The 19,945-nt window shown below is 44.1% G+C and carries 21 protein-coding genes; 12 read left to right on the forward strand and 9 right to left on the reverse strand.

The window, feature by feature from the left end; all coding sequences use genetic code 11:
* Nucleotides 1-38 precede the first annotated feature (38 nt).
* Nucleotides 39-1,316: an EAL and HDOD domain-containing protein gene (locus tag BB427_RS15980; RefSeq protein WP_045990389.1), complete on the reverse strand. Its 1,278-nt coding sequence runs from the start codon at nt 1,314-1,316 to the stop codon at nt 39-41.
* Nucleotides 1,317-1,525: 209 nt separating this feature from the next.
* On the opposite strand from BB427_RS15980, the gene BB427_RS15985 reads away from it, so the two are divergent.
* Nucleotides 1,526-2,263 carry a substrate-binding periplasmic protein gene (locus BB427_RS15985; protein WP_069021848.1) on the forward strand — a complete coding sequence of 246 codons (738 nt, stop codon included), beginning with the start codon at nt 1,526-1,528 and terminating at the stop codon, nt 2,261-2,263.
* A gap of 107 nt (nt 2,264-2,370) precedes the next feature.
* Nucleotides 2,371-2,940, forward strand: coding sequence for a PhnA domain-containing protein (locus tag BB427_RS15990; RefSeq protein WP_010374208.1), 570 nt, complete (start codon nt 2,371-2,373; stop codon nt 2,938-2,940).
* Here the strand turns inward: BB427_RS15990 and BB427_RS24905 are convergent.
* Nucleotides 2,901-3,152, reverse strand: coding sequence for a hypothetical protein (locus BB427_RS24905; RefSeq protein WP_083229898.1), 252 nt, complete (start codon nt 3,150-3,152; stop codon nt 2,901-2,903). The two genes, BB427_RS15990 and BB427_RS24905, sit on opposite strands and share 40 nt — an antisense overlap.
* 137 nt (nt 3,153-3,289) lie before the next feature.
* On the reverse strand, nt 3,290-4,132 hold the full coding sequence (locus BB427_RS15995; protein WP_045990553.1) for a 23S rRNA (adenine(2030)-N(6))-methyltransferase RlmJ: 843 nt from the start codon (nt 4,130-4,132) through the stop codon (nt 3,290-3,292).
* Between the two features lie 234 nt (nt 4,133-4,366).
* Between BB427_RS15995 and BB427_RS16000 the strand changes: the two genes are divergently transcribed.
* The 7 genes from BB427_RS16000 to BB427_RS16030 all read left to right on the forward strand — a co-directional run bounded on the left by BB427_RS16000 (nt 4,367) and on the right by BB427_RS16030 (nt 9,551).
* Nucleotides 4,367-4,594, forward strand: a complete 228-nt coding sequence (locus tag BB427_RS16000) for a hypothetical protein (protein WP_010374211.1) — start codon at nt 4,367-4,369, stop codon at nt 4,592-4,594.
* Nucleotides 4,594-4,878, forward strand: coding sequence for a cell division protein ZapA (locus BB427_RS16005; RefSeq protein ID WP_010607148.1), 285 nt, complete (start codon nt 4,594-4,596; stop codon nt 4,876-4,878). Before BB427_RS16000 ends, BB427_RS16005 begins: the two co-directional genes overlap by 1 nt.
* Nucleotides 4,878-5,858, forward strand: a complete 981-nt coding sequence (locus tag BB427_RS16010) for a hypothetical protein (protein ID WP_069021850.1) — start codon at nt 4,878-4,880, stop codon at nt 5,856-5,858. The genes BB427_RS16005 and BB427_RS16010 overlap by 1 nt, the downstream gene beginning before the upstream one ends.
* Before the next feature lie 27 nt (nt 5,859-5,885).
* Nucleotides 5,886-7,382: a LysM peptidoglycan-binding domain-containing protein gene (locus BB427_RS16015; RefSeq protein ID WP_441295580.1), complete on the forward strand. Its 1,497-nt coding sequence runs from the start codon at nt 5,886-5,888 to the stop codon at nt 7,380-7,382.
* A gap of 101 nt (nt 7,383-7,483) precedes the next feature.
* Complete coding sequence (locus BB427_RS16020; protein WP_010607145.1) at nt 7,484-7,972, forward strand: FKBP-type peptidyl-prolyl cis-trans isomerase; 489 nt, start codon at nt 7,484-7,486, stop codon at nt 7,970-7,972.
* Nucleotides 7,973-7,974: 2 nt separating this feature from the next.
* Nucleotides 7,975-8,703, forward strand: coding sequence for an SDR family NAD(P)-dependent oxidoreductase (locus BB427_RS16025; RefSeq protein ID WP_069021865.1), 729 nt, complete (start codon nt 7,975-7,977; stop codon nt 8,701-8,703).
* 14 nt (nt 8,704-8,717) lie between these two features.
* Entirely contained in the window at nt 8,718-9,551 is an 834-nt protein-coding gene (locus BB427_RS16030; RefSeq protein WP_069021852.1) for an amidohydrolase family protein, read from the forward strand.
* On the opposite strand, the gene BB427_RS16035 is transcribed toward BB427_RS16030, so the two are convergent.
* From BB427_RS16035 to BB427_RS16055, 5 genes are all read right to left on the reverse strand, one after another.
* Nucleotides 9,546-10,316: a YggN family protein gene (locus BB427_RS16035; protein ID WP_039492770.1), complete on the reverse strand. Its 771-nt coding sequence runs from the start codon at nt 10,314-10,316 to the stop codon at nt 9,546-9,548. The genes BB427_RS16030 and BB427_RS16035 overlap by 6 nt on opposite strands.
* Before the next feature lie 177 nt (nt 10,317-10,493).
* On the reverse strand, nt 10,494-10,997 hold the full coding sequence (locus tag BB427_RS16040; RefSeq protein ID WP_069021854.1) for an Lcl C-terminal domain-containing protein: 504 nt from the start codon (nt 10,995-10,997) through the stop codon (nt 10,494-10,496).
* Between the two features lie 10 nt (nt 10,998-11,007).
* Nucleotides 11,008-12,693 (reverse strand): Lcl C-terminal domain-containing protein, encoded by a 1,686-nt coding sequence (locus BB427_RS16045; RefSeq protein ID WP_069021855.1) that lies wholly within the window; start codon nt 12,691-12,693, stop codon nt 11,008-11,010.
* Nucleotides 12,694-12,708: 15 nt separating this feature from the next.
* Complete coding sequence (locus BB427_RS16050; protein WP_010607140.1) at nt 12,709-13,041, reverse strand: hypothetical protein; 333 nt, start codon at nt 13,039-13,041, stop codon at nt 12,709-12,711.
* 22 nt (nt 13,042-13,063) lie between these two features.
* Nucleotides 13,064-13,783 (reverse strand): DUF2982 domain-containing protein, encoded by a 720-nt coding sequence (locus BB427_RS16055; protein ID WP_026001024.1) that lies wholly within the window; start codon nt 13,781-13,783, stop codon nt 13,064-13,066.
* Between the two features lie 213 nt (nt 13,784-13,996).
* On the opposite strand from BB427_RS16055, the gene BB427_RS16060 reads away from it, so the two are divergent.
* The 3 genes from BB427_RS16060 to msrA are packed head-to-tail and all read left to right on the forward strand — an operon-like array spanning nt 13,997 to nt 18,687.
* Nucleotides 13,997-15,049, forward strand: coding sequence for an efflux RND transporter periplasmic adaptor subunit (locus BB427_RS16060; protein WP_045990559.1), 1,053 nt, complete (start codon nt 13,997-13,999; stop codon nt 15,047-15,049).
* Nucleotides 15,050-15,055: 6 nt separating this feature from the next.
* Nucleotides 15,056-18,154 carry an efflux RND transporter permease subunit gene (locus tag BB427_RS16065; RefSeq protein ID WP_017218429.1) on the forward strand — a complete coding sequence of 1,033 codons (3,099 nt, stop codon included), beginning with the start codon at nt 15,056-15,058 and terminating at the stop codon, nt 18,152-18,154.
* Nucleotides 18,154-18,687 (forward strand): peptide-methionine (S)-S-oxide reductase MsrA, encoded by a 534-nt coding sequence (msrA, locus tag BB427_RS16070; RefSeq protein ID WP_069021858.1) that lies wholly within the window; start codon nt 18,154-18,156, stop codon nt 18,685-18,687. The genes BB427_RS16065 and msrA overlap by 1 nt, the downstream gene beginning before the upstream one ends.
* Nucleotides 18,688-18,742: 55 nt before the next feature.
* On the opposite strand, the gene BB427_RS16075 is transcribed toward msrA, so the two are convergent.
* Nucleotides 18,743-19,720: a hypothetical protein gene (locus tag BB427_RS16075; RefSeq protein WP_069021859.1), complete on the reverse strand. Its 978-nt coding sequence runs from the start codon at nt 19,718-19,720 to the stop codon at nt 18,743-18,745.
* Between the last annotated feature and the right edge of the window lie 225 nt (nt 19,721-19,945).

Consider the following 19,945-nt stretch of genomic DNA (forward strand, 5'->3'; position numbering starts at 1 on the left):
GCTCAAGTTACTTACCTTCTCACATTGACAGGTGAGAGCTACTGTTCATCACCTGCCACAATAGAGAGGATTTCATCTGCATAAGCTCGACTAGAAAGCGCCATATCATAGAGATAATTGGTCGGTGTAGCAGGTCGAATGGCTTGTAAAATAAGCTCAGCTTCTCGCCAGTCATTGCGCTCAATTTCGAATGCTAAACGTAGCGCTCCACCAAGCAACCCTTGATAACTCAGTAACGCGCTGGAAAGCGAATCATCGAGAGAAAATTCTGCTGCTATCACTGCAAGATCAACATCAAGTATCACGTCAAGGATGGACATAAGACCAAGCAAATAGCCGGTTTCAGCCATTTCTTCGCCCCCTGGCATCAAAAATGTTTCCACAAACTTGGCACGAGTTAACCCCATTCTTGTCAGCTCACTGGGTTTATCTGAACCCAATTCGCTCAACGCGAGTACTTTAACAAACTGCCTAATTGCGTCTTCACCTAAATACACTACGGCCTGAGAGATAGACTTAATTTCTAACCTGTCTTCACCGGCTTTCGCGTTCGCAAGTTTTAGCAGTCGTGCGGTTAAACTCAGATCTTTACTTACTCTAGTTTGTATTTCTTTGAAGCATAAAGACTTTCTTGCTGTTGCTTGTAGCAGCTGAAACACCACCATTTTCGACGGTTCCACGTTGCCATGGTTGAGCATTTCAGGCTTGGCGAAAAAGAAACCTTGGAAAAAATCAGCTCCAGAGGATTTGATGATCTCGAACTCTTCTTTTGTTTCAATACGCTCAACAATAACCTTAATATCTGGATACTGACGCTTGAGCTTTTTTACCGTCATATTGGTTTTTATAATTGGCTGCTCAACCTCAATTTTGACGAATTCCATGAGTGGTAACAACGGATCCCACTTTGACGTGCCGTCGTAGTCATCTAGCGCAAATCGATAGCCTCTCTCTGTTAACTTAGTCACTGTATTCACCAGTGAAGGAATATTTTTAGAGCGCTCAACGATTTCCACCACAATTTTCTGTGGCGCTAATAAGCTAGGTAATTCCTGCAGCAAGGATTCGTCGGATAGGTTGATAAAGGCAAGCTGCCCCGCAGCCAAACGGTCTACACCGATAAACATTAAGGAGTTAAAAAACATTCGCCCAGTCGCTTGCCCATCGCTCACCCCAACTGGGAAAGCATTGTTGTCTGAGTCTCTGTAAAGTAACTCATAGGCAAAGACTTCTTGATCTGGCCGTAAAATGGCCTGTCGTGCAATATACTGCACTGCTGATTTACGTACTTCAGTCACCGGACCACTCATTAACATTCGTATCCTTTATTAGATAAAAGGAAACCACGTATCTCGGAGCGTATAATATGGTAACGCCCCGAGCAATAAAAAAGTTTCGCTATTTTACAACACTTATAACTAAAAGTTACCAACTTATTAAACTAAGCCCCTATAAAGAGTAAGCTTTTAATTCACAGAACGCCAGCGGCTTGCCTGTCTAAGAAAAGTTAAGCTAAGATGAGTGCATGAAGCAAGTTTTGATCGTCTGGTTATTCGCCTTTGCCGGTTTGACTAAGGCAGAACAAGTCCCCTACTTAAAGTACAGTTTAAGTGGCTCGGGAAGCTTTTACCCTTATTTTACTCACAGCGAAGATGCGCCCGGGATCCTGCCAGAAATGGTAGAAGCCATTTTGGTTAAGGCAAAAATCAGAGGCGAAAATCTGCTTCTCCCAGCGAAACGCACAAACTTTTATCTAGAAAAGCAGCACATTGATTTTGATATCATCAGTCCAGATTGGTTGAACGAACAGCAAAAGCAAGATGATAGATTTATCTACTCAGATCCTATCCTTCCTATTAAAGAGTACGTTGTTACTCGTCAGTCTCAACCACCGGTATTAACCCTATCTGGTATCGAAGTCGGTACAGTGAGAGGCTACTACTACCATGATGACCAACTATTCGAGCGGGTTGATTTCGCATCCGAAAAAGAGCTACTGCAAGCCCTAAACTTACGTCGGATTGAGCATATTATCATTGGTGATTTACCCGCATTATATTGGTCAGAACAACTTGGTATTGCATTTAGCTTCAACCAACTACATTCAGAAGGGATGTTGCAGCTACGCCTGTTAGCTAAGCATCAAGGATTACTTAAGCGGATAAATCAAGCTATCGCACAACTCAAACTCTCAGGTGAAATCGAAAAAATAGAACAGCAGTATATTTCCCAACTACCTATACACGCAAAAGGTGGCAGATAACCTCTGCTCTGGACATAGATCAAGTTATACGCATAAATTCTTCCCATAAATTGAGCATCAATTGACGCATTTGGTATAATGACGCTTTTACAGCTTGGGAAATCATTATGACTATCGCTGCCGCGCTTGCTGAGCGCAGTAACAATCAATGTGAGCTATGTACCTCAACGGATGGTCTCGAAGTATACGAAGTACCACCAGTCGCCGAGGCGCATTCTGACAAATGTGTTTATCTTTGTAGCCAGTGCAAACCACAGGTTGAAGGTCAACAGGATTTAGAAGCCAACCATTGGCACTGTTTAAACGATAGTATGTGGAGCCAAGTTCCTGCCGTTCAGGTTGTTGCCTACCGTATGCTTAAACGCCTCGCGCCAGATAATGGTTGGGCTCAAGATGCATTAGACATGCTGTATCTAGAAGATGAGACTCGAGCATGGGCAGATCAAGCACTTGCAGAGGATGACGACCTTGTTCACCTAGACAGTAACGGGGTGAAACTGAGCGCTGGTGACACAGTGACTTTGATTAAAGACTTGGATGTTAAAGGTAGTAGCCTAGTTGCAAAACGCGGCACTGCGGTACGTAACATTCGTCTTTCGCCTTCAAACCCAGAGCATATTGAAGGCCGTGTAGAAGGTCAAAACATCGTTATTTTAACGAAGTTTGTTAAGAAGTAACTAGCGCAAGCTAACACGCCCCAAGATAAACTGCTAAGTATCTTCAATACCTGATCGACTAGGGCCTGTTGATCTTTGCTGTTTGATTTTTGTTCTCCTGAGTGTGTCTTGGTCGCGACGCTCGACTTGCCGCCTAGTAATCTAGGCAAAAGTTGAGCAACAATGAACAAAGCGCACTCAGGTGAACCCAAAGGGCAGCGCTTGATTAGCATTTCTACTGTGTTCTCGCCTGACTCACATAGAATAACTATGCTACGCAGGCTCTGCCTTGTACAAATACCAATCAAACTGCTGCAAAAACAAACTTGAAAGGTAAACTGGCCCTAGGTAGCTTAGCAGTTTATTTTTACTATTCTTCTACTAATTGAATACTGCGATAAAACGCACCGTCATCCTCAGCCAATAACGAAACCAGCTCAGGCAACACTTGATCCATGGTTTTCTTTAAGGTCCAAGGTGGATTGATCACCATCATACCAGAAGCCGTCATGCCTCGTTCTTGGGTATCTGCCCGGGTGGCAAGTTCAAACACTTGGATATTACGCACTCCAGATTCAATCAGGCTCGACTCCATTGCATCAATGCGTTCACGGTCAACAACGGGGTACCAGATCATATACACGCCGGAATCAAACTTCTTGTGCGCTTTTATAATGCTTTTAACCGCAACATCATAATCGGATTTGATTTCATATGGAGGATCCATCAGCACGCAGGCTCTGCGTGAAGCTGGAGGCACCAATCCTAACAGCCCTTTAAAACCATCACTCCCAGTGACGCGCAGTGATTTTTTATGTGCCGTATTTTGCTTTAACAGCTCAAGATCTTTTGGATGCAGCTCAAAAAACCAGCCGTTATCTTGACGGCGTAAGAAATTCTCCGCCACCTTAGGAGAGCCGGGATAATGGCTTAATTTATCGCCTTCGTTAAAAGACTTGATTAGTGCCACATAGTCGCTAATTGCCGACACGGATCCTGAATAATTCCACAGCTTAGCGATGCCTTGCAGATACTCCTGAGTTTTTTGTGCATCACTACTCGCTAGCTCAAAAAAACCAGCGCCAGAGTGCGTATCCACGTAATCGTACGGCTTATCTTTTTTAGCCATGTATGACAAAGCTTCTGCCAATACTAAATGTTTGATCACATCGGCAGGGTTTCCTGCATGAAAAGAATGTCGGTAACTGAGCATAACCCCGCCTTGATAAAAATAATAACAACACAGGTGAAATAAACCTGAGCTAAATTTGAGCAATGATTCATCAATTTTTAACTTTAGACTGAATCACTTCTGAACAAAATATTCCAATATCGGCATTATCTCTTAAAAGTTGAGAAAAATCAGCAGAAAGTCGCGTAAACACTAGCATCCTTAGCCGCTTTGTTTTACATTTGCATGACAAATCACAGTCATATGAGCGCATTTATGAATAACCAAGATCTCCAAAAACTCGACCAGTTGATTGACCAACTTTTGAGCCAAAATAACCAGTTAAAATCGGAAGTTTCGGCACTGAAAGAACAAAATCAAAAACTCATCGATGAAAATGAAACCCTACAGCTTGAAATGCTAGAAAGCGAAGAAAAGCAAAAAGAATTTAGTTCATCTTTATCTGGCCTACTTGATAAGTTGCAAACTCAACAGGCTAGCTAATGTCTGAGCAGAATAACCAAGTAACAGTGACGTTACTTGGCAAGTCACATCAATTTGCATGTGCGCCAGATCAAGAAGAAGCGCTGCATAACGCCGTAGCGCTTTTAGACCGACGTGTAGAAGAAATGCGTAAACGTTCAACTGTTCGCAATGATCACAATGCTTTACTACTCGCAGCCCTACACCTTTGTCATGATTTACAAGCATTGGAAGCAAAACAACAGCAAGACGCAGAGTTCGTTTCCACGCTCATCGACAAGTTAGTGCTGCCAGCAGGCGAATAATGCCGACATACTGGAGCAAACCTATCTTACGTAGCATCTCTCTTATTTGGGCTATCATTCTATTGGCGGCAAGTTTTAAAAGCACCGCCGCCAATGCTAATCGGTTCCATAAAGTCAATGACGCGGTTTATTTTATCCAAGGAAAAGATAGCGCTTTACAGCCCAATCAAGCTTTAGTTATCGGCAAACAGTGTGCACTGTTAACATCCATACATGGCGATCTTGTCACCACTGAAGCCTTGATCCACGAGTTAGAAAAACGCCTCACCGTTCCGCTTTGTTACGTAATCTCTTTGCATGCCGATATCAAACAAGACACCAGCATAGTGCTACTCAAGCATGCTTATCCAAATTTACAATGGCTAAGTCCAACGGCAACATCAGCCAACGCATTGACGACTGCCTTTCACTCACAGCTTGAGCTTTTTAACCAAAGCGTCATGCTTAGTGAAAATCGTATCGCGTCTCTAGAACCTAGTGAACGGCCAAAGTGGCAAGCCAAACTTGCACTGGCAAAAAGTAGAATTGCAACGTGGTCCAAGTTCGCCACACAAGCGCCATCGAGTAAAGCCATTGGTAACGCGCCTAAAACCGTGGAGCTAGGAGGTGTAGTGGTTGAGCTTACTCAAGTCACGGGCTTTAGCGGTCATGACATCAGTGTTTATCTGCCAAAATATCAAGGCTTGATAGCAGGTTATAGCGTCGATCAGATCCCACTTGCGCATTTACCGCATACTACACAGTGGCAACAAGCGATTATTCACTTTAATCGCTATGCACTCGATTGGATATTACCAGCAACAGGAAAACCCTACCGTCCTGAAATGCTGACCACTCCAGCACAATTTTTGGCTTTATTAGCGTTACAAGATACTCATCAAGTGGTTGAAAAGATAAGTATTTTATATCCAGATAAACACATGCAGCAACGCGCGTTATTGCAGTGGCAGCACTTTCAGCAGCAAAGAAATTTTGAATAAAACTTAACCTCTCGGTATAGTTAAAGGATGAACAGAGTATTAATACAGCTGAGTGGGTTAATATTATTAACCATGCTCTCTGGGTGTAAAAGCAGTAGCAGTCCACAGGTGAGCAGGCAAGCCATTTTGTCGGCTCTCACTCAAGTGCCCGTAGAAAAGCCAGTCACGTCTCCTGCTATAGTTGAGGTAGCCCCCCCCAAAATCACGACCGTTAAAGCTCCCCTCAGAGACGATGATTTATGGCAACACATACGCCAAAAGCTCAGTTTTAATACTGCATCTCACCCAAGGCTTGATAAGCGCATAAAATGGTATTTATCACAGCCTAATTATCTCAATGTGGTAAATAAGCGCGCCGCCCCCTACTTTTATCACGTAGTAAAAAAGGTAGAGCGCAAAGGTCTTCCTATTGAAATCGCATTACTCCCTTTTGTCGAAAGTGACTTTAGACCAAAGGCCAAATCGCAACAAAATGCTGTTGGAGTTTGGCAACTAGTGGATGCCACTGCCTACCATTTCGGCATCAAGAAAGACGAATGGTATGACGGTCGACAGGATGTGTTAGCATCGACTGACGCCGCGCTTGATTATTTGCTGTATTTGCATGAACGCTTTGATGGCGACTGGCTACACGCGCTTGCAGCCTACAATAGTGGTGAAGGGCGCGTCAAAAAGGCCATCGCAAAAAATAGAAAAGCAGGAAAGTCGACCCACTTTTGGCACTTAACATTACCAAAAGAAACCGCAGACTACGTGCCCAAACTCTTAGCACTCAGCCACTTACTAAAAACCTCACCCAAGGGTTTTAAGATACCAAGTTTGCCCAACAAGGCCACTACGTCGATACTTGATATTGGACAGCAATTTGACGTCAATCAACTGGCTAAACTCAGTGGTATCAAAAAGCGTCAACTATACGCACTCAATCAAGGGATCTTAAAACATAGAAGCTCGCCAAACGGTCCGCACAAAGTGTTATTACCATTATCCGAGCAAGCATTGTTGAAAAGTGCATTTTTCAGGGAAAACTTCAGCCAAGGCTACACAGTCAAAGCTAACGACACACTCTACCGCATCGCGTTAAATGCGGGAATGAGTGTTAGTGCACTAAAAGCGCTAAACAATAAGCGCTCTGATTTGATCCGAGTTGGCGAAAAGCTATTAGTTTCCGAGAGTAATGAGCAGTTAGACTTACTTATCGACTATGACGTAAGCCCTTATATTAAAGAAATAAAAGCCAAGCCCATACCTCAAGTGGAACATCACCACACCATAAAACAAGGCGAGTCGTTGTGGACTATCAGCCGTCACTACAAGGTCGCGGTAAAAGATTTATTAAATTGGAATTCACTCACGGCACAGAGTCTATTAAAACCTGGCAAAGTGTTAATGGTGTTTTTACCAGCACCTGCTGCACCAAAAAGCAATAAGACTCAACCAGCTAGCTCCTCAATCTCTAGCATTGAAGCGCTCCAATCAATACTGCGCCATGGCAAGCCAAAGCAAAGTGAGAGCCCAAATTAAAGGGATAGACTTGCGTCCAAGAAGCGCACTCACGTAAACTACACGCTTTACAGGTGGATGCTAAATGGCGTCACCGAACACTATTTATTTAAGGTTTACTTATGCAAATTGCAAAGAACACAGTGGTAGAGTTTCACTACACACTTCACGAAGGTGACAGCCAAATCGAATCAAGCAAAGAAGGCGAGCCACTAAACTACCTGCACGGTACTGAAGGCATGCTACCAGGTCTTGAAAGTGAACTTGAAGGTAAAACCGGTGGCGATAGCTTTACGGTAACTTTAACGCCAGAGCAAGCTTATGGAGAATATCAAGAAGGTCTAGTACAGCGCATTCCTATTAAGCACCTTCAAGGTCTTGGTGATAGCAAAGTTTGGAAGCCAGGCATGACTGCTATTGTCGATTCAAACCAAGGTCGTCATCAGGTTAAGGTGGTAAAAGTAGGACGCTTTAATGCGGATTGCGACTTAAACCACCCATTTGCAGGCAAAACGCTAACGTTTGATGTTGAGATCCTTTCTGTACGCGAAGCAACTGCAGAAGAAATTTCACACGGTCACGTACACGCTGCTGGCGGTTGCGGACACTAATGATGAACCAAGTTGCCATCGTTACTGGTGGCAGCTTTGGCATTGGCGCCGCCATTGTCAATAAGCTGCTATCGCAACAATATACCGTTTATAACCTCGATATTCAGCCCAGTGAACAAGGGATTTTTCGCCATTGTGACGTCAGTAAAGTCGCCGATGTAAAAGCAGCAATTGCAGATATAGTCGCAGAAACAGGGAAAATAGATGCACTCGTTTCAAACGCGGGGAAACATCTGAGTGCTACAATCGAAGATACCGACGAAGCCACATTTGATGCCCTTTTTGCATTAAATGTGAAAGGCGCTTACGCTGCCATTCAAGCCGTATTACCAAGCATGAAATCACAAGGTAGCGGTAGCATCGTATTGATGTCTTCGGATCAGGCAGTTATTGGTAAACCTAACTCTTTCGCTTACAACCTTTCTAAATGTGCGCTTGCTTCGATGGCGAAAACCACAGCATTGGATTACGCCAAATTTAACATTCGCGCGAATGCAGTGTGCCCTGGCACAATTGAAACTCCGTTATTCCATCATGCCATTGATAGTTACTGCGCGCGCAGCGGCGCTGATAAAGCAGAAATCGTTGCAGAAGAAGCCCAGTTGCAACCATTGGGTAGATTAGGGCAACCGCAAGAGGTTGCTGCGCTGGTCGCTTTCTTGCTAAGTGAGGATGCGAGTTTTATCACAGGTAGCCTACAAAGCATTGATGGCGGTTATACCGCACAGTAAAAAAGGAATGCGTGATGAGTCTGAGAATTATTGATAGCCACCTACACTTTTTCGATTTAGCGTTAGGACAATATTCTTGGCTCAAGCACAACCCGCCGGCTTGGCCTAATCTGGAAAAAATAAGGCAGAACCATACCCTTACAAGTCTCCCCCACCATGCACAGTTTACACTCGAAGCCTTAGTGCATGTGGAAGCCGGTTTTGATAATCACAATCCCATCAACGAATTACATTGGTTAACTCAGGAACTTGGCAGCTTTCCTTTTAAAGCCGTCGGTTACGCCCCTATTAACGCGACGCCTGAGCAATTTAGCGCAGCTATAGCACAGTTAGCACATCCTCATCTCGTGGCGATAAGAGACATCACCGAAGGCAGTGACAGCCAACGTTTATCTGCGCCTTTCGTGCTCGAAAATCTCACCTGTCTTGCCGAGCATGGACTACATTTTGAGGCGCAATTAGAATTTAAACAAAGCGAAAAAGTCGACCTTTTATTACAACTTGCAGAACAAAAAGCTGACCTTAAAATCGTATTTAACCATGCTGGTTTTATTGACGCTAACAGTCCTTGTACAAATATATTAAGGCACATTGGAGCGCTTAATAATGTCATGATCAAGTGCTCTGGCCACGAAATGTTAGCAAACCCACTAACACTCTCTGAGTGGCTTACTCACTTAATCACACATGCAGGAGAAGAGAGCCTAATGCTAGGTTCGAATTATCCGGTTTCTCTTATGCAAAAAAGCTATTGGCAAATATGGCAGGATTATTTAGACGTGATAGGCATATCGTCAACTTGGCATAAACTCAGCCGAGACAATGCCAAAAGTTGCTATGGATTATGAGCGGATCTGGACAAGATCGTAAGCAACTAGCTCTGGTACTATGCGCTGCAGTTTTTCTTCCGTTTGATCTAAGGTGTTTAAGCACTCGCAATATTCTGCCGCTTTTTCTTCTAATTGATGGGCCTTTTTCTGCAGCGATTTATCTATCTCTTTCGAAATAATCTCCATGCGTTGTCCCATATCGTTAATGCGATCTTCGATATTCCCTTCGCGAGATTTAAACGCATCCCCCAAAGAGACTAAAATAGAGCCCAACGAACCATGAACAGCAGAGTGAATTTTTTGACTGATCTCTTTAGTAAAGAAATCATCAATTTTAGAAAGTGACTGTGGTGCGATAAAAAAGAAATCATCTCCACGCTTAAACTTATCCATCAGCGCACGTTCAACGTATTGCAACTGCGTTTTGAGCACTTCAGGTTCTTTGTCGGACATCCCCTCAACCACCTGCTCAATCGCACTCAATCCGAGGTTGACGCCATCGGTCGCCAGATTGACCAGCTCAGGAACAGTGTCCCGTATTCCTAGAGAGTACTCGCGCACAACTCTCTCCCCTTCCTGATCTAACTCAATCCAGCGACCTAGAATAAAAAGCTGGCTATCATTGTTGATTTGAATCCGGGTCTGACCATCATCAACGATACGAATTTCGTTGTCAGTGATGATAAGACCATGCCCAAGTTCAACATCGCACTTATTGTTAGCATGAGCAGAAGACGTCAATACGGCACAAGACAAGGCTATCGCGCTGAGTAATCGATTCATATGGCCTCCTGTGTGCAGAATGTAAGACGAGAAAGGGGTGCTTCAGGAGAGTACCAAAATATCAAACAATCCCAAAGCCATTTTAGACGGATGAAAGTAACAAGCTGTGTCTGACTGGCAATATTAGAGATCCATCCTCATTAGCATCAAGGGCAGTAGCAATACCACTAATAAGGGCTATTGATAGTATCTTACTAACCTGACGAAGGCATCCGCAGTTTTAATGGTTGGATTATTTTTACCATCAGCAAACTGATACACCCAAGCAAACTGAGGTTGGTTCGTTTGGGTCGTTGCCGACCAATAATTATTACTTTTGGTCGTTGGAAATACCGTTATGTTTATTGCTGGAGTCACACACTCGTGATACACAATACTGGCCAGTTCTTTAACGTTAGGCACTTGCCAGTCTGTAAACCCTGCAAATTGGTCTTCGTTGGCAACCACCAATGCCTGCTGCCAAGTAAGTTGCTGAGCATTGTCTTCACAGCTTTGAGCAGTTGCGTTGTAACTTTGCCCAAAGTTGCAGCGCTGCCACATCAATCCCGTTTGGCTATCGAGCACAGTACCGTTACTGTTTATCGTATAGCGGCTGGTATTGGAGCCGGTACCAACGCAAGTTTGCGCTTGGCAAACAGCCGTAAATGACAAAGTAAATAGTATAGTTGCAATAATTTTCATACCACGCTCCCTAAGGGTTCCTTACCAACCTAACAAATGCGCTGCTAGACTTTTCTACTGCAAAATCATTGCCCGTATCCATATCGATAACATAAGCTCTTCTCAGCGTGCCACCGGTACCATCTAAACTCGACTGCAAGGTCCAGTAATAGCGATGGCCAAGCGTGGTTGTGCTAGGTAAGTTAGGGAAAAGCGCTTCATCTATCACCGCGGTACTTGCACTGCCGTAATCTAGTAGTCCAAGTAGTTCCATATAAGTTGGTAAGCGCCAATTGTTACCACCACAGTAACTTTGCTCTCCAATGGCTGGATTATTCACTTCATCAATCAAAGCTTGAATACCACAATGACTATCCTGCGGGCAGGTTGTATTTGCGGCGGCCTGAACACTCCCCTCGGCAATTGCTCCGTCTACCTCAACATACCAGGTATAACTATTTTGTGCGTTGCGAGAAGAAGTATTTGGTAATGTACCCGAACTTGCTTCTTTTACTTCCCAAATCAGTCCTGTGACGTTATCACGAACGCAAGCAAAGTCCGTAGCGTCATCAGGCAGTTCATCCGCAAAGCGATTTAGTTTGGTAAAGTCAAAACCTGCTCGACCACCGCCTTCTTTCGCCACCTGAGTGGCAAAATTATCACGCCCACGCTGCGCATCTTGAGCCGTAAACTGCGTCATACTACAGGTGATCGCATCCGTATTGTTATAACACGCGGTTTGACCACTATCGTTTAGTTTACCTAATGGCTTTTTCTCGATATCAATGCGCACGGTGTCGGTAGCAGAGCGGTTTTGCGAGTCAGTAATGGTCAGCTCAAATTCCACTTGCGACAAAATATTTTGATCGGGAGCATTAAAAGTTGTTGAACACCCGGTAACAGAACTTAATGCTATCTGAGTGCCAGACGTCACTTGCCGCCATACACACTGTTTCTGACCAGATACAGTATCACTGTTTGAACCATCAAGCGTGACTTCATCAAACTCTTGCACTTGCTGGTCGCTCCCAGCATCTGCCACTACCACATCCGAATTCGCAAGTAGCCCAAGGGTAAACTGGGTACTGGCTTGTCCGCCTTCATCATCGGTAACCGTCAACTGCCAGATTGACGCCTGAGAGCTCGCCAATAATGGATGGACAAAAGATAAAGTAGCTGTATTCAAGCCCGTTGGCTGTATTGTTGTGGGACCACTTACTTGCTGCCACTGATAAGCAACCACTTGGCCATTTTCATCTGGATCGGAGGAGCCTGCGCCACTAAGGACAATAGTATCTTTATATTTGGCTGGTAATGTTTCCGGTGCTGTTTGGCTGATACTTGGTATAGGTAATTGATTGTTAGATTTGATAGCAACCGTCACTTGGTCGCTTGCAAGACTGCCATCAGGCGCAACATAATCAACCTGAATAAGTAAATTGACATCGGCTTTGATATCCGGCGCAACAAAAGCGGCTTGTTGCTCTGTGATTGGAAATTCACTGACGTTTGCACCAGAGATTACTTGCCAGTTAAAAGTACCACCTGCAGGTGATGCTTGTGCATTCAAGGTGACTTCTGTTTTTTCAGTTACTTGGACATCAGCACCCGCGTTAACCGATGCGCTGACTTGGCTCGGTTCATCACTCCCAGAGCCTCCGCCACAACCCGTTAATATTAGCGCAAGTACAACCCAACTTCCCTTGAATGCATTCATATTATTCCTTATGAATTATAGATAACTCTCTTGATGTATTCGCACGAACAACTTAGTGCCAACTTTACTGTAATCTATTTTATATTCTCGGCCGTCTAAAGCCTGAATAAACAACAACCGCTTTACTTCACCAAATACATCAATACTCGAAACGTGGACGACCTCTAAATAACGCTCTTTAGCTTCTCTTCGATTTCTAGGTAAGTCTTCCTTAAAAGGCACCAAACCATTTGCAGTCACCTTGATTTTTGGGTGTGCTTCACCATTTACAATCACAAGATCTAACTTCTTCTCTTTGTGAATAATGGTATTACGCCCACTTTTAATATAGGCCGTTTCTAAGCTCATATTGGTGTATCCTGTTACATCTTCAGTAGGTGGTTTGTTCTTCTAACAATGCTTTTACCACCTCTTTAGGGTTAAGTTTCCAGCGGTTTAACATGACTGAAAATTGCCAAATATCCCTGTCTAAGGCAGTCGCGGGGATCAATAAATCATATCCCGTCACTGTCTTTAAATTATCCATCCGGTTTGCAAACATTGCCATTAAACCAGTATATTCTTTTCCCGCCTTGGAGCGAAAAACGGTTTCTTCTATCAACCATTCAGATGGGCAGTTGCCATTTTCGCAATGCATTTTAACAGCTTGTAAAAAAATATGCCGCTGTTCGATCAATAATTTACCCGCAAGTCGAGGTGTTAAATTTAATAAAAACGCATCAATATCATTAAGTTTAATACCAACTGCATTTAACTCAAGTGTTTCAACACCTTGTTGAACTTTGGGAATGCCGCTGGAGTGGAAGTTTACAATGGATAGCGGCCAAGCTCCATATTTATGCACATACCTAAACTCTTGTTCTGTAAAGTATAAACTAAAATATGGTTGCTGACTTTTAAGAAAGCCAACAAAAATAGCCACTAACATGGCGCTGGCAAGAAATATTTCTACAATAGTAATAGCTGTACCACGCAAGTTGACAAAAAGCATGATAACAACCAATCCAATTGCACCAACCAGCATAAATTCAACGCCATTGCGATCAGCGGTTGCACGTAGTTTTGCTTCAAGCATGGGTATACCAGACATAAAAGATATACATGATGATCGCCCATGCGACTAATTTACGTATTGTGATGCATCGTTTACATGAATGACTGTGTTTCATAATATTTAATTTAGGTACAAACACTTAAATTGAATTACATTTTCGTTTAATGCACAAATTTACAGGATATGCCGTAGACTTTGTTAGCCTTTAATTTTGTAAACTAGAGACAAATTATAATCTGGGTCACTTTTATGCGTCATCAATCAGGAAAAGCACTGTTTCCTTTTATCATTGTAGTGCTAGTCGTTATCAGCGGCTATTTATATTTACCAGCCTCGGAAGGCAAGATGAGTGGCAACTCGGCACCCGTAACCTCCGTTCAAGCTCATACTGTAGCCAAAGAAGAACGTATTATTGCTGTTCACTCTATTGGTTCCGCTAGAGCAAATCAAGCAATCAACGTGAGTAGCGCCCAAAGCGACTACGTGGCAGCCCTATATTTCGATGACGGAGACGTAGTAAAACAAGGCGATAAGCTAGTCCAGTTGCGTGATGCCGAAGAGAAACTCGATATCGAAGCGCTGAAAGTGACGCTAAAAGAAGAAATTAGACAACTAAACCGCCTTAAAGACCTAGCAAAAACTCAATCGGCGGCTCGCTCTCAACTAGAAGCACAATCAGCAAAGGTAGACACCTTAACGGCACAATTGGAAGCCACTAAAACAAAACTCGCCGAGATGACCATTTATGCGCCATTCGATGGATTACTGGGTACTCGAAATGTCTCCATTGGTAGCTTCGTAAACAACAATACAGTGATCACCACACTCGATGACATTAGCATCATTAAAGTGGATTTTCAGGTACCAGAAAAATACCTAGCGCAACTACAGCTTGGTATGCAAGTGAATGCACAAAGCGAAGCTTACCCAGAGCAACTATTTACCGGTAAGGTCTCCCATATTGACCCGCGTATTAATGAACAAACGCGCTCGGTACGAGTGACAGCGAGCTTCACCAATCTAGACCATAAACTTCGCCCAGGTATGCTACTACATATGGGACTTGAACTAGCTCGATTACAAGCCCTTGTGGTGCCAGAAAAAAGCATCATTCCAAGACAAGACAAACATTTTGTATTTGTCATTGACGACCAAGGTAAAGCGCAACAACGCGAAGTACACCTGCAAACTCGCTTTAGCGGCTGGGTTGCTATCGATGAAGGGCTTACAGAAGGGCAACAAGTGATCACGGAAGGCACCTTGAAGATCCGCTCAGGCTCAAAAGTCGAAGTAAAGGGGTAAGGCGACGTGAGAATCACTGATACGGCGGTAAAGCGCCCGATCTTCGCGATCGTCATTAACTTACTGCTGCTGACCTTTGGCTTAGTGGCATTTACTATGTTACCGCTGCGCGAATACCCTGATATTGAAACTCCAATAGTCAGTGTAAGCACTAACTACACAGGCGCATCAGCGGAAGTAGTAGAAACCAAGATCACCCAAGTACTAGAAAACCGGATTTCGGGGATCGAAGGGATCAAAAGCATAAATTCTAGTAGCCGCAACGGTAGCTCCAATATCACTATCGAATTTAATATCGATCGTGATATCGACGCTGCTGCAAATGATGTACGTGAGCGCGTTTCTCGTGCGCTGGATAGACTACCAGAACAAGTTAGGCCGCCTGAAGTATCGAAATCAAACAGCGATGAAAGCCCTATCGCTTGGTTTGTACTCAATAGCGAAACCATGGATACCTTGCAGCTTTCAGACTACGCCCAGCGCTTTATCGTTGACCGTCTGGCAGTTGTTGATGGCGTATCAAATGTACGCATTGGCGGTGAGCGTCAATACGCCATGAAAATTTGGCTAGACCGAAAGGCGATGGCCGCTCGTGGAGTCACAAGCAGTGATATTGAACAAGTGCTACGCAGAGAAAACGTAGAATTACCCGCTGGCGAAATTGAATCCGTTGACCGTGATTTTTCTGTTCGTATTGCCAGAAGCTATAAGACTCAAGAAGACTTTGACAATCTGGTGATTAAGCGCGGTGAACAAGGTTATTTGGTGCGACTTGGTGAAGTCGCGCAGGTGGTACTTGAAGCCGCTGACGACGAAAGTACCTTCCGTGGTAATGGTAAAAATATGATTGGCCTTGGTGTTGTTAAGCAAGCCAAAGCCAATACGCTAGAAGTGGTCGACAACGCTCGTAAAGAGCTTGAAAAAATAAAACGCAACCTGCCTCAAGGCACCACCATAGAAGACAGCTACGATTCTTCTATTTTTATCCGTGAGTCCATTGCTGAAGTATACAGCACACTTGCGATTGCCATGGCGTTGGTAGTACTCGTTATCTACATCTTCCTTGGCAATATCCGCGCTACGCTGATCCCTGCTGTTACCGTGCCGGTAGCCTTAGTTGCAACCTTTATGTTCTTACTGGCCATGGGGTATTCTATCAACTTGCTGACGCTGCTTGCACTTGTGCTTGCCATCGGCCTTGTGGTCGATGACGCCATTGTAATGCTAGAAAATATCTACCGCCGCATCGAGCTTGGCGAACCCAAGTTACTGGCAGCCTACCGTGGCGCGCGAGAAGTAGGCTTTGCCATCATTGCGACAACGCTGGTTTTGGTTGCCGTGTTTATTCCCTTAGTCTTTATGGATGGTCGTATTGGCGCCCTATTTACCGAGTTTGCCTTTGCAGTAAGTGCTGCGGTGCTGTTTTCCAGTATTACCGCGTTGACCTTGTCTCCTGCCCTTTGCTCCAAAGTATTAAAGCCCAGCAATAAAGAAAACCGCTTTAGTCAGTGGATGGACCGTCAATTTGGACGACTAGAACAAGGGTATCGCCGAGTTTTACAAGACAACTTATCGCGCAAATATAGCCTGATTGTGATGTTGGCACTGGCGGGTTTTACCAGCTATAGCCTGTTTAAACAGATCCCGTCTGAACTGACACCAAAAGAAGACCGCGGTACTTTCTTCGTTATGATGAATGGCCCAGAAGGGGCAAGCTACGAAAACAACTCGCAAAATATGGCAAAAATTGAAGAGCGCCTACTACCTTATGTAGACTCAGAGGAACTTAGCCGCGTGCTTATTCGGGTGCCTGGTTGGGGTGGTCAAGGCGGTGTTGCTATTATCGGCATGCCAGACTGGGATGAGCGAAAACGCTCTACTTGGGAAGTCATGGATGAGATCAGCGGTAAAATGCAAGACGTTACAGATATTCGCGCCTTTGCTATTATGCGCCGTGGTATTGGCGGCGGCGGTAACTCACGTCCCATTGAGTTTGTACTGCAAGGTAACGACTACGATGAGTTAGCTGCATGGCGCGATCGCATTCTAGAACGCGCACGAGAAAATAAAGGACTGGTTCGTCTCGATCACGATTACAAAGAAACCTTCCCACAGTTTTTGATAAGCATTGATAAAACCAAAGCCGCAGATTTAGGCGTGTCGGTAAGTGCCATCGGCCAAACGCTAGAAACCATGCTGGGACAACGTCGTGTTACCACCTTTATTGACCGCGGTGAAGAATACGATGTGATCTTAAAAGGCACCAAAGCCGACTTCTCTGCCCCAGATAATATTTCTGATATTTATGTGAAATCTCGTAGCGATGAGCTCGTGCCATTAGACAGTTTGATCACCATAAAAGAAGAAGCCACAGCTTCTCGATTAAACCGCTACAACCGTATGCGCGCAATCACTATCACGGCAAACCTCGCTGGCGACTATACACTGGAGCAAGCGCTCGACTTTTTAAATAAAGTTGCCGCCGAAGAGAATGATATCGACGGCGCCATCGACTACAAAGGCGAGTCACAGCTGTTTTATGAAGGTGCATCAGCGATGACCTATGTGTTTATTCTGGCGCTCACCGTTACGTTCTTGGTATTAGCCGCACAGTTTGAAAGCTTTGTCCATCCACTGGTTATCATGCTCACCGTACCGCTGGGTTTAGTTGGTGCAATGTATGGATTGTTTATCACCGACAGCACGCTCAACATTTATAGCCAAATTGGTATTGTCATGTTGATTGGCCTTAGCGCCAAAAACGGTATCTTAATCGTGGAATTTGCTAACCAATTGCGTGACAAAGGCATTGCCTTCGAACAAGCCATTGTTGATGCTGCAGCGCAGCGATTACGACCTATTATTATGACCTCGCTAACGACCGTAATGAGCTCCATCCCTCTTGTGTTTGCAACAGGTCCTGGGTTCGAAAGCCGCATGGTGATCGGTGTCGTGATTTTTGCCGGTGTCAGTGTTGCCACCATTTTAACCTTGTTTGTTATCCCAACCGCCTATACTTTACTAGCTAAGAAGACGCAATCTCCAGAAGAGACGACAAAACGTCTTGAGGAGCAGTCGAAACAACATCCTGAGCAGGAGGTATAATGGCAAATTTACAAACCGCAACTTTTGGTGGTGGTTGTTTTTGGTGTATTGATGCGGCATTTCGCCGCGTCAATGGCGTTGAGTCAGTGCAGTCAGGTTACACAGGTGGCCACACAGATAATCCCACCTATCAAATGATATGTCGGGGAGACAGTGGCCATGCTGAGGTAGTCCAACTGCAATTTGATGCCGATATTGTCAGCTTTGATACTTTGCTTACTATGTTTTTTACTCTGCATGACCCAACGCAGTTGAACCGCCAAGGTAACGACATTGGTACTCAGTACCGCAGTGTGGTGTTTTATCATGACCAGCAGCAACAGCAACAAACTCAAGATTGTATTGCGCAGCTTCAAAGCCAGTTAAGTGAAAAAATAGTGACTGAAGTTAGCCCAGCGCCTGAATTTTATCCTGCTGAGCACTATCACCAAGATTATTACACTGAAAACCCAAACCAAGGCTATTGCAGTGTGATGATTGCCCCTAAAATTGCAAAGTTTGAAAGCCATTTTGCGACAAATTTAAAGCACTAAACTTGTGTGCCGAACGCAATAGATTGCGTTCGGCTTATGGCTTACGGCTTACGGCTTACGGCAACATAGGTATAGCAAATACATAAAAACTAGTGCGGCCATCTTTAATCCGCAAATGCCCACGCATTACTTCCATTTCTAAATTCGCAGTATCACCAGGTCTTAAGGTATCTAAGCCTTTAAGCGGAACAACACCTGAATTGATTAACTGGGCGTTGTGTTTAATGACCTGCGGAATATCTTCGCTCATATCCACACCCAAGAATTCAAACACATCAATCACAATACGGCTAAATTCTGTATAAAGCTTGTCAAAAATCCCTGGAGTCAAAGTATCTATCAAATCGAGGATCCACGGCAACTCTACTTTTGTCGTCACCACAGGCTTAAAGCTAGAAATTAAAGGATCTAACTCAAGCTGCTGGGTACGTACATCATACTTACCTTTGATGGTGACATTTTCGTTGTTAATATAGACATGGATATAAATATTCATCCCAAGCTGCTTCTTACGAAACTTAGCGTAAGACTTCAAATCGAAGCCATCGATCAACACCGGTACTTTATTTTGTGCATCGACTCTACCTGCGATTTTCATATGCATAGTGCCGTAGAGACTAGTCGTGTGGCTTACTTTATTTGAGCTAGATTGTGCGGCAATATTATTGACGATATCGGTCGTCAACTCTTTGTAGTTATGTTCCACATTCGAAAATTGCTGATGAATGATATCTGAAACCTGCGTATACATTTCCTTTGGACCTTGGCTAGATGTTGTCCTGCCAGTAGACCAACACTCTCCACCGGTATAAATCACAGGCACAGATATAGGCGTTAGGTGATCGTTGCCAGGATGACGATAGTACATCATGCTGCGGATCCGACTACAGGTTTGCGATGGCGCGTTAAACCAAGCGAAATCGCCCGTCATTGATTGTGTTGAAAATTGAGGTTCAAGCTGGCTTTCAGGCTGTGAGGCTTGTGCTGATGTGACAATCCCAAGCGTGAGTAACCCAAATAATAGTGACTTCATGTTCTTTTCCTTAAGGTAGTAATAATACAAATCAAAGCTATTATCAACCACATGTAAGGCAGAACACCAGTTACAAATGTAATGCAACTAGGGCCTGTTGATCTTTCAAGTTTGTTTTTGCAGCAGTTTGACTGGTATTTATACAAGGCAGAGCCTGCGTAGCATAGTTATTCTATGTAAGTCAGGTGATAACACAGTAGAAATGCCAGTCAAGCGCTGCCCTTT

It is taken from the genome of Pseudoalteromonas sp. BMB (assembly GCF_001709235.1).
GTDB lineage: Bacteria > Pseudomonadota > Gammaproteobacteria > Enterobacterales > Alteromonadaceae > Pseudoalteromonas > Pseudoalteromonas maricaloris.

Coding starts and splice junctions, on each gene's coding strand:
- BB427_RS15980 (WP_045990389.1), bottom strand. CDS start 1,316: ATGTTAATGAGTGGTCCGGTGACTGAAGTACGTAAATCAGCAGTGCAG.
- BB427_RS15985 (WP_069021848.1), top strand. CDS start 1,526: ATGAAGCAAGTTTTGATCGTCTGGTTATTCGCCTTTGCCGGTTTGACT.
- BB427_RS15990 (WP_010374208.1), top strand. CDS start 2,371: ATGACTATCGCTGCCGCGCTTGCTGAGCGCAGTAACAATCAATGTGAG.
- BB427_RS24905 (WP_083229898.1), bottom strand. CDS start 3,152: ATGCTAATCAAGCGCTGCCCTTTGGGTTCACCTGAGTGCGCTTTGTTC.
- BB427_RS15995 (WP_045990553.1), bottom strand. CDS start 4,132: ATGCTCAGTTACCGACATTCTTTTCATGCAGGAAACCCTGCCGATGTG.
- BB427_RS16000 (WP_010374211.1), top strand. CDS start 4,367: ATGAATAACCAAGATCTCCAAAAACTCGACCAGTTGATTGACCAACTT.
- BB427_RS16005 (WP_010607148.1), top strand. CDS start 4,594: ATGTCTGAGCAGAATAACCAAGTAACAGTGACGTTACTTGGCAAGTCA.
- BB427_RS16010 (WP_069021850.1), top strand. CDS start 4,878: ATGCCGACATACTGGAGCAAACCTATCTTACGTAGCATCTCTCTTATT.
- BB427_RS16015 (WP_441295580.1), top strand. CDS start 5,886: ATGAACAGAGTATTAATACAGCTGAGTGGGTTAATATTATTAACCATG.
- BB427_RS16020 (WP_010607145.1), top strand. CDS start 7,484: ATGCAAATTGCAAAGAACACAGTGGTAGAGTTTCACTACACACTTCAC.
- BB427_RS16025 (WP_069021865.1), top strand. CDS start 7,975: ATGAACCAAGTTGCCATCGTTACTGGTGGCAGCTTTGGCATTGGCGCC.
- BB427_RS16030 (WP_069021852.1), top strand. CDS start 8,718: ATGAGTCTGAGAATTATTGATAGCCACCTACACTTTTTCGATTTAGCG.
- BB427_RS16035 (WP_039492770.1), bottom strand. CDS start 10,316: ATGAATCGATTACTCAGCGCGATAGCCTTGTCTTGTGCCGTATTGACG.
- BB427_RS16040 (WP_069021854.1), bottom strand. CDS start 10,997: ATGAAAATTATTGCAACTATACTATTTACTTTGTCATTTACGGCTGTT.
- BB427_RS16045 (WP_069021855.1), bottom strand. CDS start 12,693: ATGAATGCATTCAAGGGAAGTTGGGTTGTACTTGCGCTAATATTAACG.
- BB427_RS16050 (WP_010607140.1), bottom strand. CDS start 13,041: ATGAGCTTAGAAACGGCCTATATTAAAAGTGGGCGTAATACCATTATT.
- BB427_RS16055 (WP_026001024.1), bottom strand. CDS start 13,783: ATGTCTGGTATACCCATGCTTGAAGCAAAACTACGTGCAACCGCTGAT.
- BB427_RS16060 (WP_045990559.1), top strand. CDS start 13,997: ATGCGTCATCAATCAGGAAAAGCACTGTTTCCTTTTATCATTGTAGTG.
- msrA (WP_069021858.1), top strand. CDS start 18,154: ATGGCAAATTTACAAACCGCAACTTTTGGTGGTGGTTGTTTTTGGTGT.
- BB427_RS16075 (WP_069021859.1), bottom strand. CDS start 19,720: ATGAAGTCACTATTATTTGGGTTACTCACGCTTGGGATTGTCACATCA.